Raw genomic sequence first — 12,049 nt, 5'->3', positions numbered from 1 at the left:
TGGTTTCAGACAACCCAGCGAATGATGACAGGAAGTCTCTTGGTGCTGGCCGAAACTTCCCGCTCGGTGCCGTCCACCGCAACAGCGAAGTGTTGAAGCTCCTCAGCGGACGCTAAAACCTCAAAGTGCCCTGTCGCATCGCTGACGGCGGCCGTAGCCGATGAATGGGCATGGATATAGGCGTCGGGGATGCCCTTGTTGTGTGAGTCCACCAGCCGTCCCCGGATCCGGCGGCCAGCAGCTGGTTTGCCCGGGGCAGGTTGGGCGGGAGGGTCGGAAGGTTCTTCGAACCGGAGGGATACCGGGATGCGTACCAGGAACCCCAGACCCTGCTGGATGGCCCCGGAGTATTCCTCGGGCCGGAATTCGCCGTTGGACACTACGGAGTACTGGCTGTGGAGTTCCACGGCCAGCAGCAATTGCTCCATGTTGTCCAGCTGTTCCGGACCGTGGCATTCCACCGCCACCCTCAGCTCAAGGTCCAGGACAGGCCCTTCGCGCCGGGACCTGCCCACGCGGTTGAGCGTGACGGCCCGGACGGTGACCGGAGCGTCAGGTGGGGGAACGACGGCGGTGGGGGAGCCGTCGTCGAACCTTACATGCTGAGGGGCGACGGCGTCGGAAAGTACCCCCAGGAGGTCGGACAGCGACGAACGCACATGGCCCACGGCAGAACCCCAGCCGGACAGAGATCCACTAATTCAACTGGAACTAGGCTACTCCCGCCGTTCCCCGTAGTCACTGGGATTCAAGCCCAAGTAGGTAACAGCACATGTCGCAATGAGGGCTCATTGGAGCACGTGCTGTCACCTACTTGGGTGAACCACGCTCAGGCGAGGCCGGGGACTCCGTCGGTGATCGTGTAGGACTTCTTGGTGCTGACCGGAGCGCCCGGTGTGGTGACGTAGTCCAGCACACGGAAGTCCGCGGTCATGGCGTCCTTGGTGATGCGGGTGTTCACGTAGCCGCGGTTGTCGTTGTAGAACTTCAGGTGCGGGTTCCAGGCCATGGTGGGGTCGGTGGTGGATCCCGTGCCATTGCCCGTAGAGGTGATGGATGAGCACACCAGTTCCGAGCCCACCACAGCTGCCGCCGGGTCCTTGTAATCCACCTTGAGGTCGGTGGCCCAGTGGCGGTGAACGTCGCCGGTCAGTACGACGGCGTTGCGGACCTTTGCGTCCACCCAGCCTTGGGTGATGCGGCGGCGGGAAGCGGCGTAACCGTCCCAGCCATCCATGGAGACGTCGTCGATTTCCGGCGCCTTGTCACGGTCCCGCTCGGCGAAGAAGACCTGCTGGCCCAGAATGTCCCACCGCTGCGTGGAGTTCTTGAAGCCGTCCAGCAGCCACTTCTCCTGCTCGGCGCCGGTGATGGTGCGGTTCTCGTCCAGGCGTTCGGCCACGTTCTTCCGCCAGCCATCGCCCGCCAGCTGGTCGTCGCGGTACTGGCGCGTGTCCATCATGTGGAAGTTGGCCAGCTGGCCCCATTGGATAGTGCGGTAGATCTTCATGTCGAACCCGGCGGGGACTGATGACCGGCGCAGCGGCATGTTCTCGTAGTAAGCCTGGAACGCTGCCGAGCGACGCTGCCGGAAATGTTCCGTGGTGTCGTTGAGCTGGCTCGCGTCGTTGTTCTCGGGGATCTCATCCGCCCAGTTGTTGTCCACTTCGTGGTCATCCCACACCACCAGCCACGGTGCGATCGCGTGCGCTGCCTGCAGATCGGCGTCGGACTTGTACTGGGCATGCCGCTGGCGGTAGCCCGCCAGGGTGCTGGTCTCGGGTCCTTCATGATCGCGCGGGTTGCCGCCGCCGATCACGTAGCTGCCCTTCTTGTATTCGTAGAGGTAGTCGCCAAGGTGCAGCACCAGGTCCGGGTGGTCCTCGGCCAGCCGCTTGTACGCCGTGAAATAGCCGTGCTCGTACTGGGCGCAGCTGGCGAACGCCATGGCCAGCGCCGCGGGGGTCTCGCCGGGCGCCGGACTTGTCAGAGTGCGGCCAACCTCGCTCACGTGCCGCCCGGTGCGGAAACGATAGAAGTACTCCCGTCCCGGCCGGAGACCCCTGAGTTCTGCGTGCACCGAGTGGGCGGTTTCGATCCTGGCATGTTCGACGCCGCGGGCTACTACCCGGCGCATCGCCGGGTCTTCCGCGACTTCCCAGGCGACGGCGACGGGGCGGGAAGGCATGCTGCCCAGGCCGTCCTCGGCCACGGGGTTCACCGCCAGGCGGGTCCAGATGACAAAGCCGTCGGGCCACGGTTCGCCCGACGCGATGCCAAGCGTGAACGGATCGGTGCGGAGACCGGCGTCGTCCGCTGTTGAAACCGCGACGGCGGCCTGCGGCAGGGCGGCTGACACACCGGCGGCGAGTCCGGCACCCAAGCCGGCTGAGATGAGGGACCTGCGGGAGATTTTTTCCATAAGACCGACCCTAGGAAACCGGGGTTGACTGGACCCAAGGACGGCGTGAATGCGTGGTTAATTGTGTGACAAGAGGTGTCACCCCACCCCGGGGCGGTGTCTGCCCGCAGGGAGGCTCGTCTATGCTCAGTTCATGATCAAGGGGGAGCGCCCTCAGCGGCCGGGTGTGGTGACATTCTCGGTGGTGCTGATGTACATCGGTGGCATTGCCCAGATCCTTCTCGGGATCCTGACGATTTTCCTGCGGTACACCCCGGAAGCCCAGTCCGGCGGCATCGCCTTGCCCATCACCTTGCTGGGTGCCGGAATGATCCTGTTCGGGCTGCTTGTCATTGGACTTGCCTCCGGCGTGGCGCGGGGAAGCAACGCGGCACGCCGTGGGGCAACGGCGGTCATGCTGCTGGGGCTGGTCTTTGCCGTGCTGGACCTCATCATTGCCGGGGATGGAGACTGGTCGGCCGTCATCTCCCAGTCCATTGCCGCGGTCGCCGTGCTGGTGCCGCTGTGGGTCGGACGCGGACGCCGCTACTTCGAGACCCGCTGATGCAGTGCCTCCTGGGCATCCCGGTAGGCAACGCGGCGATGAACGAAGCGGACGATCTCAATCAGCGCGATGCAGGCTACGGACGTTCCCAGGATCAGGAGTGCCGTGGGAAGCGTTGGGTCGGTGAATTGCAGGAAGTCCCGGGCGATCGGAACTGAATAGACCAGGACCAGCCCGATCATCATGGCGCCGATGACCAGCCCCTTGAAGCGCGTGACAGGGCGTGAGAGCACCACAAGGATCCAGATGCCGATGATTGTCAGGATGAGGGTTGACCCGGTCCTTATTTCGGCTTCCGGAATCTGCAGATTGGCGGCGAGGCGGGCGTAGGAGGCAAGGCCCAGGGTCACGGAGACACCCGCCGGCACGGCGAAGGTCAAGGATCGCCGGAGGAAACCCGGAATATAACGCTGGGCGTTAGGCAGCAAGGCCAGGAAGACCGCCGGAATGCCGATGGTCAAACCATCAGTGACTGAGAGCTGCCGGGGAAGGAACGGGAAAGGCAGCAGGAGAATGCCGAACGCGATGGCCAGGAACGTGGCGTAGGCGGTTTTCGTCAAGAACAGCATGGAGACGCGCTCGATGTTGGCGATGACCTGCCGGCCTTCAGCCACCACGCTGGGCAGGTGCGAGAATTTTCCGTCAAGGAGCACCAACCGGGCCACCGCCTTGGTAGCTGCCGCACCGGAGTTCATGGCGACACCGATGTCGGCCTCCTTGATGGCCAAGGCATCGTTCACCCCGTCTCCGGTCATGGCCACCGTACGGCCGGCCGCCTTCAATGCCACCACGATCCGCTTCTTCTGGTCCGGGGTCACCCGGCCGAAAACCACGTTGTTGTTGATGACGTCCAGGAATTCCTGGTCATTATCCGGCAACTCGCGGGCGTCAAAGCCGTGCGGCGCATCGAGCCCGACCTCCCGGGCTATGGCTGCTACTGTCTGCGGGTTGTCACCCGAAATGATGCGGACATCCACGTCCTGTGCCGCGAAGTAGGTGAGCGTCTCCGCAGCATCAGGGCGGATGTTCTCCTTGAAAGTCAGGAGCGCAACCGGGACGGCGTCCGATGGTACGGTCTCGTCGTCGGTGGGCGTTCCGTGGGCCAGGACCAGGGTGCGGCGACCGGTGGTGGCCAACTCTGCGGCTTGAGTGGCCAGCTGCAGCCGCTCCGGGTTGGTGGAATCGTCCCCGGGGAACACCATTTCGGGGCCGCCCAGGATCCACATTCCGTCGTCGAAAATCACCGCGCTCCATTTGCGCGCTGACGAGAACGGCACACGGTCTGTTGGCGCGTCCGGGGGCGGAGTGGTGAAGTGCCCTGCAAGGCTGCGGGCGGTTGCGTTGGCATCGTTCTGCACTCCGTACCAGGAGAGCACGGCCTCCCAACCGGGGCGTTTGGTCAGGGGATACGCGGTGTCGAAAATGATGTCGCCTTGGGTGAGCGTCCCGGTCTTGTCGAGACAGATGATGTCTACGCGTGCCAGGCCCTCGACGGCGGGTAGCTCCTGCACCAGGACCTGTTGCCGGGCGAGCTTCACCGCGCCTACGGCGAAGGTAATGCTGGTCATCAGCACCAGCCCCAATGGGACCATGGCGACGACGGCGGCAATGGTCGCCGTCGCCGCGTCACGCCAAGCGCCACTCGCCGAAGCCTCAGCCCACCCGCCTTGGGCAATCATCTGGGCGTTCAGAACCAACAACGCCACGGGACCCACGAACCACGTGACCCATTTCAGGACGCGGTCTATGGAGGACCGAAGTTCCGAGGCCACCAGGGAGAAGCGCTTGGCTTCGGCCGCGAGGGAATTCGCAAAGGAATCCGCGCCCACCCGGTCCACCACCGCTGTGCCTTCCCCGGCCACCACCACGGACCCGGACAGGACGCGATCGCCGTCGGCCTTTTCCACGGCGTCCGACTCCCCGGTCAGCATGGACTCGTCCACTTGGAGGCCCCGTGATCCGGCCACTAGCCCGTCGGCGGGCACTTGGTCACCGGCCCGGAGGACCAGGGTGTCATCCAGCACTACGTCGTCCAGATCGATTTCGGCCTCGGAGCCGTTGCGCATCACCCTGGCGTGCGGGGCGTTCAGGAGGGCGAGGCGGTCAAGGGCACGTTTGGCCCGGTACTCCTGGACGCTGCCGATCACCGCGTTGGCAATGGCACTGAACCCGAACAGGGCATCCTGCCAGCGGCCGATCGCGAACAGGACAATGAAGCAGGCCAGGATGATGCCGTTGAACAGGGTCAGCACGTTGGCGCGGACAATGCTCCACACGCTGCGGCTGGTGTCCTGGACGAACGCGTTGGTTTGTCCGGCGGCAACCCGCTCGGCGACCTCGGCAGTGCTGAGCCCTTGCGCTGCAGGTGCTTGTTGGACGGCAGCCCCGGCTTGGTCCTTCTCGTTTGGCACTCAGGCCCCCGTCGTTGAGTCGGTTCAGGGATGGGTGGTGCGATGGGATTGAGTATGCCAGCCGCGGCGGGGTATGTCGCCGTCGTGATGGTGGTGTTGATTACCGCCCTGGTTCGTGCTGGGACGGCGGTACGCACCCGCCGTCGAACGCTTCCGTTTTTGCCTGCCCTAAAGTGCCGCCGGCTCCGCGAGCGGCGCGGGCTGCGCCCGTCCCCGCACAACGATCAGTGCGATGACAGCGATCACTATGTAGACCATATTGGCCGGGCCGGCCAGCAACACCAGCGGGCTCTGGGGTCCCGAAGCCGCCTGGTCAATACCGCCCGTGGACAGGAAGAGTGTGGGGTCGTAGAGGGCGTGCATGATCATGGGCCAGATGAGGTTGCCCGTGACCCGCAGGGTCAAGTACATGCCGCTACCAGCGTCTCAGCGAACCCATCGATTGGCGCTGGCAGGAGCACTGGAATGACGACGACGGACTCTAGCCCGCCGCGGCTCCTGGACTGCTGCTACCTTGCCAACCGCTCGGCACCCTTCCACCACGCCACTGTTGCCGCTGCAGCTTCCGGCAGGGGAGTCGGGTGTATCCCCAGAAGTCTCTGGCTTTCCGAGGAGTCCATCACGAACGGGCGCTCGAACTGGTACAGGAGTTCGGCCAGCTCGCGCATGTCCGTGGAGAAGATGCCCGCCACTCGCAGTACCCAACCCGGTATGGCACCCACCTTGGGTGCAGCAACACCAGCGGCGTTAGCGTGCGCGGTTGCCATTTCCCGTTGGGTCACAGCCGGGCCGGTGGGGGCATGCAGCACGCTGTTGCAGAGTTCGGGCTTCCGGGCAGCTGCAATCATGGCCGCTGCGAGGTCCGGGACGTACGTGAAGGAGTGGGGCTGGTCCGTAGCTCCGATGAACTGCACGGCCTTGCCCGCCAGAATCGGCGTGACCATGCGCTCGCCGGCATGAGCTGTCTTCACGCGTGGCCCGAAGAAGTCGCCGGCCACCACGCTGATCGTGTTGGTTGCGTGGGCCTGCCGCGCCTTCAGCAACGCAGTCCGAATGCCGCGTTTGCCTCCGGTTGCTTCCCGCGGGCTCGATTCCGTCATGATCCGGTCCGGCTCGCTGTACGAGTAGAGACTTTCGGGGAAGACGACGACGGCGCCCGCGGCCGCCGCTGCGTCCATCACCACTTGCTCGGCGTGGGGGAGTTCGGCGGCCCACGCTGCTGCCCTGTAGGCGGATCCGTGGATGCAGTGGAAGACGGCGCTCGCACCTTCCACTGCTTGATTCAACTGCGCAGGGTCCGAGACGTCCGCCCGGACCCGCTCAATAAGGGGATGCTCCGGACCGCTGCCCGAGCGCGTCAGAACGCGTACCTGATGCCCTTGGTCTGCCAGTTGCTCCGCGACGGTGTAGCCAACGGGGCCTGCTCCTGTGACGACGTACATGGGGTCCTCTTCCGGGGTTGATGTCGCAAAGATCAAAGCGAGAGCACTGCTCTCTCAATCAGAATGAGCGTTCATCGTCGGAATGTCAAGAGCACTGCTCTCATTTGTTGACAGCGCTCTCGATTGTGGCAAGCTGTGGTCATGACTTCTGCTGAACCCGCCGCCGCCAAAGGTAAGGGCAAGCCCCTCACGCCCCGCGAACGTGCCCGCACGCAGACGATCGCCGACATCATCCGGCTCGGACGCGAACACCTTGCTGTTCATGGTGCGGCCGCCCTTTCACTCCGCGCAGTGGCGAGGGATCTCGGCGTCGTGTCCTCTGCCGTGTACCGCTACGTGGAGAATCGGGATGAACTCCTCACGCTCCTGCTGATCGACGCCTACAACCAGCTTGGCGACGCCGTCGATGAAGCAGTGAATGCCGAAGCGCACGATGACTTCACAGCGCAGTTCAGGGCGCTGGCCCGGGCGGTGCGTACGTGGGCCATCCGCGAACCGGCCAGCTATTCCCTCCTTTTCGGCAGTCCCGTGCCGGGATATCAAGCCCCGGGTGAGCGCACTACCGTCCCGGGAACCCGGGTCATTGTTCGGCTCGTCGGTATCCTCGATGCCGCCTACCGGGCAGGCGCGCTCAACGCCGCGGTGAGTCCCGCCGTCGTGGTTCCCGAAGGGTTGGCCGCGGACCTGGCAGCCATTCGCGGCGAGATGAATCTCGCCGCGCCCGACGCCACCTTGGCGCGGGGCGTCCTGGTGTGGACGTCCGTGTTTGGGGCCATTAGTTTTGAGGTTTTCGGGCAGTACGGGCGCGATACCTTCGCCGCCCGCGATGAGCTCTTCGACCACCAGCTGAGCGTCCTCCAGGGTGTGGTGGGGCTCCAAGGCTAGGGCGCTACAGTATTCAGATGGTTCGAGGGCTGGCAGACATCGGTGCGGAGGGCGTCCTGCTCGCCGGTGCCGGACGCGCCATTCTCCTGCAAATCGCCGACCCCAAAGTAGGGCACGGCGTAGCTGAGCACAGCAATTTCGCTGAGCGTCCCATGGACCGGCTGCGCGCCACCATGACGTACGTCTACGCGGTGGTCTACGGGTCAGAGGAGCAGCTCAAAACCGTTCGTCGCGCCGTCAACCGCGCCCACGCGCCGGTTCGCCGGGAACCCGATGGCGCCACCAAGGGATACAACGCTTTCGACGCCGAGTCCCAGCTGTGGGTGGTCGCCACCCTCTACGAGACCGCTGTCACCGTTTACGAGCAGATCCACGGAAAGCTCGACGACGACACCGCCGACCGCATTTACCGCGAGTACGCGCGGATCGGGACAGCCCTGCAGCTTCCGGCGGACAGGTGGCCGGCCGACCGTGCTGCGTTCGCTGCCTACTGGGACGATCAGGTGCGCGGACTCCACCCCGACGATAAAGTGCTGAGGGTTGCCCGGGACCTGCTCTATCCTGCTGGTGGACCGCTGTTCCTGCGGCTGGTGATGCCGCTGGCACGCTTCCTGACCGCTGGCCTGTTGCCGGACCATCTGCGTGAAGGCTTCGGTTTTGAGTGGAGTGCCGGCCAAGCCCGCCGGTTCGAGCGGACCATGCGGATGATGGGCCGTGTTTATCCGCGGCTGCCGGAGAGGATCCGGCACTGGCCCCGCGACTACTATCTGGGCCGGCTTGTTGTGGAAGCCGAGGTCCCGCATGCGTAGTTCCACCTCGGTGGAAGAGTCCATCGACGCCCTTGCCCACCGCTACTTGGACCGGTTCCGGGGAGGCCGCCTGCAGGCCGGGCTCACCGAGTTTGTGGTCTTTGGACTTAAGCAGGCCTGGGCGTGCGTGTTCGGCGCTGCGTTGCTCGCCGTGATCATAGGGGCCCGTCTCTGGTATCCCTCGGATGCAGGGCTGGCCAGGAACGATTTCCTGACCCTTGCCGCCGTCGTCATTCAAGTCCTGATGATCGCTTTCAAGCTGGAGACACTGCGGGAACTGCGGGTGATCCTGCTGTTCCATGTGGTGGGCACGGTGATGGAGTTGTTCAAGACGGACGTCGGATCCTGGGCCTATGAGGCGGAGGGCGTCCTGCGGATCGGCGCCGTGCCCTTGTTCAGCGGGTTCATGTACGCCGCCGTTGGGTCCTACATGGTGCGGGTTTTCCGGCTGTTCGACCTCCGCTTCGATCGATACCCCCGCCGGTGGATCACGGCCCTCGTTGCTGCCGCGATCTACGTGAACTTCTTCTCGCACCACTACATCTTCGACGCGCGCTGGGTGCTGCTGGCCGCCGTCGTGCTTGTGTATGGGCGGTGCGTGATGCACTTCAGGGTGTTCCGCCGTCGCTTCCGTATGCCCATTCTGGTGTCTTTCCTGCTGGTGGCCCTCTTCATTTGGTTCGCCGAGAACATCGGCACGTGGTCCCGTGCATGGCTGTACCCGAACCAGCTGGAGGGCTGGCAGGCGGTCTCCATCGACAAGCTTTTGGCTTGGTTCCTGCTCATGATCATTTCCGTGGTGCTGGTGGCGTGGGTGTACAAGCCGGAGCCGCTCGACGCTCCTGCTGACGCGGAGACTCCTAGGCTTCGCCGCGTAGCGCCTTGAGTGCGGCACGCCGGGCCTGAAGCAAGGGCTCGACGTCGGGCACCCGGGTTAGGCGGACGGCTTTCGGTGGGTTCGGGGTGCCTTGGGCATCAATCACGACGCCGAATCCGCCCACGGAGCCGGCCGCCAGCCACGAGGTGGTTCCCGGCCAGAGGGTGAAATCGGCGGGGATGCCTTCAACGGTGATGGTGAATCGCTCGGCCACGAGGGCTTTGAAGGTTGCGTCCTGGCGATGGAGCTCATCCAAGCTGTGTGGGATTCCGGCCGAGGCGCGCCATCGGTTTCTGGCAGTCTCACCGGGATCCTGGTTTGTTGTGATCACGTCAACCAGAGGGCCTGTGGGCGAGAAGGCATCGCCGTGCACCACGCTGCCCTCACTTCCGTCGAGTTGCCAGGATCCCAGCGTGAGGGGGGCGTCCCAGGCCTCTAGACAGAACAGTGGGAGAAGGTGCACGCCGTCGCGGACCTCTTGGTCTAGCCGGTCGTTCATCGCCCAGAACTCGTCCGGAGGCACGTATTCAGTGATCTCCATCGCGCCAGTCTGACAGTTCACCGTCGGCGAAACCAGCCCTTGCGCCCCGTGATACCGGGGAATTTCCCAGCCAAATCTTCAAAGTTGAGTGCACTTCGCTCAAGTTACGATTGACTTAACCCTGAGGCTGAGTACAGTTGAGTGCAGAACGCTCAACTAGCCGATTGTTGAGCAGGCTTCCGGCAGGTAAACGCACAGCGGACCACTGCCAGGTGCAATCTCCAACATCGGCCATTGAAAGGAAACAAGATATGTCACGTGCAGTAGGTATCGACCTCGGAACCACCAACTCCGTGGTCTCTGTTCTCGAAGGTGGCGAGCCCACCGTTATCGCCAACGCAGAAGGCGGCCGCACCACGCCGTCCGTCGTTGCGTTCTCCAAGTCCGGCGAAGTCCTGGTTGGTGAAATCGCCAAGCGCCAGGCTGTCAACAACATCGACCGCACCATCGCGTCCGTCAAGCGCCACATGGGCACTGACTGGAATGTCGCCGTCGATGACAAGAAGTACACGCCGCAGGAAATTTCCGCGCGTATCCTCATGAAGCTTAAGAACGACGCCGAGAGCTACTTGGGCGAAAAGGTCACCGACGCTGTGATCACCGTTCCGGCCTACTTCAATGACGCCGAGCGCCAGTCCACCAAGGAAGCCGGCGAAATCGCAGGCCTCAACGTCCTCCGCATTGTCAACGAGCCCACCGCGGCTGCACTGGCCTACGGCCTGGACAAGGGCAAGGAAGACGAACTCATCCTGGTCTTCGACCTCGGTGGCGGAACCTTCGACGTCTCCCTCCTCGAGGTTGGCAAAGACGAAGACAACTTCTCCACCATCCAGGTCCGCGCAACCGCCGGTGACAACCGCCTCGGTGGCGACGACTGGGACAACCGCGTCGTCGAGTGGCTCCTGAGCCAGCTCAAGGTCAAGGGCATCGACCTCTCCAAGGACAAGATCGCCCTCCAGCGTCTCCGTGAAGCTGCAGAGCAGGCCAAGAAGGAACTGTCCTCCTCCACCAGCACCAACATCTCCCTCCAGTACCTGTCCGTCACCCCCGACGGCCCGGTTCACTTGGACGAGCAGCTGACCCGCGCCAAGTTCCAGGACCTCACCAAGGACCTGCTGGACCGCACCAAGAAGCCGTTCCAGGACGTCATCGCAGAAGCCGGCATCAAGGTTTCCGACATCGACCACATCGTGCTCGTCGGTGGCTCCACCCGTATGCCTGCCGTCTCCGAGCTCGTCAAGGAACTCGCCGGCGGCAAGGAGCCGAACAAGGGCGTCAACCCGGACGAAGTTGTGGCCGTTGGTGCCGCTCTGCAGGCCGGTGTCCTGAAGGGCGAACGCAAGGACGTCCTCCTCATCGACGTCACCCCGCTGTCCCTCGGCATCGAAACCAAGGGTGGCGTGATGACGCACCTTATCGAGCGCAACACCGCTATCCCCACCAAGCGTTCCGAGACCTTCACCACCGCTGACGACAACCAGCCGTCCGTGGCCATCCAGGTCTTCCAGGGCGAGCGTGAATTCACCCGCGACAACAAGCCGCTGGGCACGTTCGAACTGACGGGCATCGCTCCGGCACCGCGTGGTGTTCCGCAGGTCGAGGTCACCTTCGACATCGACGCCAACGGCATCGTCCACGTGTCCGCCAAGGACAAGGGCACCGGCAAGGAACAGTCCATGACCATCACCGGTGGCACGGCACTGTCCAAGGACGACATTGACCGCATGGTTCGTGAGGCCGAAGAGCACGCCGCTGAGGACAAGGCCCGCCGCGAAGCTACGGACACCCGTAACTCCGCAGAGCAGCTCGCCTACTCGGTGGACAAGCTGATCGCCGACAACGACGACAAGCTGCCCGAAGAGGTCAAGACCGAGGTCAAGGCCGACGTCGACGCCCTCAAGTCCGCGCTGGAAGGCACGGACGACGCAGCCGTAAAGACTGCGTTCGAGAAGCTCCAGGCCTCGCAGACCAAGCTCGGCGAAGCCATCTACTCGCAGGCCGCCGCAGCTGATGCTCCGGGTGCCGGTGCTGAAGGTGCTCCTGCCGGTGAAAAGGCTGCTGACGACGAAGACATCGTTGATGCCGAAATCATCGACGAAGACGAAGCGAAGAAGTAGC

At 64.0% G+C, this 12,049-nt stretch carries 11 protein-coding genes; 5 read left to right on the top strand and 6 right to left on the bottom strand.

The window, feature by feature from the left end:
* Window positions 1–5: 5 nt before the first annotated feature.
* On the bottom strand, window positions 6–668 hold the full coding sequence (locus AYX22_RS19355; RefSeq protein ID WP_207595120.1) for a hypothetical protein: 663 nt from the start codon (window positions 666–668) through the stop codon (window positions 6–8).
* Between the two features lie 161 nt (window positions 669–829).
* The gene (locus AYX22_RS19350; protein WP_207595118.1) at window positions 830–2,422 is read right to left on the bottom strand and encodes an alkaline phosphatase D family protein; all 1,593 of its coding nucleotides are present in this window, start codon (window positions 2,420–2,422) and stop codon (window positions 830–832) included.
* Window positions 2,423–2,555: 133 nt separating this feature from the next.
* Here AYX22_RS19350 and AYX22_RS19345 point away from each other — a divergent pair, with 133 nt between their 5' ends.
* On the top strand, window positions 2,556–2,966 hold the full coding sequence (locus AYX22_RS19345) for a hypothetical protein (RefSeq protein ID WP_242703413.1): 411 nt from the start codon (window positions 2,556–2,558) through the stop codon (window positions 2,964–2,966).
* On the opposite strand, the gene AYX22_RS19340 is transcribed toward AYX22_RS19345, so the two are convergent.
* The 3 genes from AYX22_RS19340 to AYX22_RS19330 form a co-directional block, all read right to left on the bottom strand.
* Window positions 2,948–5,377: an HAD-IC family P-type ATPase gene (locus tag AYX22_RS19340; RefSeq protein WP_207595116.1), complete on the bottom strand. Its 2,430-nt coding sequence runs from the start codon at window positions 5,375–5,377 to the stop codon at window positions 2,948–2,950. The genes AYX22_RS19345 and AYX22_RS19340 overlap by 19 nt on opposite strands.
* Window positions 5,378–5,545: 168 nt before the next feature.
* On the bottom strand, window positions 5,546–5,788 hold the full coding sequence (locus AYX22_RS19335; protein ID WP_242703412.1) for a hypothetical protein: 243 nt from the start codon (window positions 5,786–5,788) through the stop codon (window positions 5,546–5,548).
* A 98-nt stretch (window positions 5,789–5,886) separates the two neighbouring features.
* Window positions 5,887–6,819, bottom strand: coding sequence for an NAD-dependent epimerase/dehydratase family protein (locus tag AYX22_RS19330; RefSeq protein ID WP_207595114.1), 933 nt, complete (start codon window positions 6,817–6,819; stop codon window positions 5,887–5,889).
* A gap of 141 nt (window positions 6,820–6,960) precedes the next feature.
* Between AYX22_RS19330 and AYX22_RS19325 the strand changes: the two genes are divergently transcribed.
* Genes AYX22_RS19325 through AYX22_RS19315 form a run of 3 tightly spaced genes read left to right on the top strand, consistent with a single transcriptional unit; the run spans window position 6,961 to window position 9,399 of the window.
* On the top strand, window positions 6,961–7,704 hold the full coding sequence (locus tag AYX22_RS19325) for a TetR/AcrR family transcriptional regulator (protein ID WP_207595112.1): 744 nt from the start codon (window positions 6,961–6,963) through the stop codon (window positions 7,702–7,704).
* Between the two features lie 17 nt (window positions 7,705–7,721).
* Window positions 7,722–8,513, top strand: coding sequence for an oxygenase MpaB family protein (locus AYX22_RS19320; protein ID WP_207595110.1), 792 nt, complete (start codon window positions 7,722–7,724; stop codon window positions 8,511–8,513).
* Window positions 8,506–9,399 (top strand): DUF817 domain-containing protein, encoded by an 894-nt coding sequence (locus AYX22_RS19315; protein WP_207595108.1) that lies wholly within the window; start codon window positions 8,506–8,508, stop codon window positions 9,397–9,399. The genes AYX22_RS19320 and AYX22_RS19315 overlap by 8 nt, the downstream gene beginning before the upstream one ends.
* On the opposite strand, the gene AYX22_RS19310 is transcribed toward AYX22_RS19315, so the two are convergent.
* A complete protein-coding gene (locus AYX22_RS19310; RefSeq protein ID WP_207595106.1) occupies window positions 9,374–9,931 on the bottom strand; it encodes a hypothetical protein in 558 nt (185 codons plus the stop codon). The genes AYX22_RS19315 and AYX22_RS19310 overlap by 26 nt on opposite strands.
* A 251-nt stretch (window positions 9,932–10,182) precedes the next feature.
* On the opposite strand from AYX22_RS19310, the gene dnaK reads away from it, so the two are divergent.
* On the top strand, window positions 10,183–12,048 hold the full coding sequence (gene dnaK / locus AYX22_RS19305; protein WP_207595104.1) for a molecular chaperone DnaK: 1,866 nt from the start codon (window positions 10,183–10,185) through the stop codon (window positions 12,046–12,048).
* Window position 12,049: the final 1 nt, after the last annotated feature.

It is taken from the genome of Arthrobacter sp. D5-1, from assembly GCF_017357425.1.
Lineage (GTDB): Bacteria > Actinomycetota > Actinomycetes > Actinomycetales > Micrococcaceae > Arthrobacter.
This window is presented reverse-complemented; position numbering and strand designations above follow the sequence as displayed.

Excerpts from the sequence above, each read along its gene's own strand:
- dnaK (WP_207595104.1), top strand. The coding sequence starts at position 10,183 with ATGTCACGTGCAGTAGGTATCGACCTCGGAACCACCAACTCCGTGGTC.
- AYX22_RS19335 (WP_242703412.1), bottom strand. The coding sequence starts at position 5,788 with ATGTACTTGACCCTGCGGGTCACGGGCAACCTCATCTGGCCCATGATC.
- AYX22_RS19350 (WP_207595118.1), bottom strand. The coding sequence starts at position 2,422 with ATGGAAAAAATCTCCCGCAGGTCCCTCATCTCAGCCGGCTTGGGTGCC.
- AYX22_RS19315 (WP_207595108.1), top strand. The coding sequence starts at position 8,506 with ATGCGTAGTTCCACCTCGGTGGAAGAGTCCATCGACGCCCTTGCCCAC.
- AYX22_RS19310 (WP_207595106.1), bottom strand. The coding sequence starts at position 9,931 with ATGGAGATCACTGAATACGTGCCTCCGGACGAGTTCTGGGCGATGAAC.
- AYX22_RS19330 (WP_207595114.1), bottom strand. The coding sequence starts at position 6,819 with ATGTACGTCGTCACAGGAGCAGGCCCCGTTGGCTACACCGTCGCGGAG.
- AYX22_RS19320 (WP_207595110.1), top strand. The coding sequence starts at position 7,722 with ATGGTTCGAGGGCTGGCAGACATCGGTGCGGAGGGCGTCCTGCTCGCC.
- AYX22_RS19345 (WP_242703413.1), top strand. The coding sequence starts at position 2,556 with ATGATCAAGGGGGAGCGCCCTCAGCGGCCGGGTGTGGTGACATTCTCG.
- AYX22_RS19325 (WP_207595112.1), top strand. The coding sequence starts at position 6,961 with ATGACTTCTGCTGAACCCGCCGCCGCCAAAGGTAAGGGCAAGCCCCTC.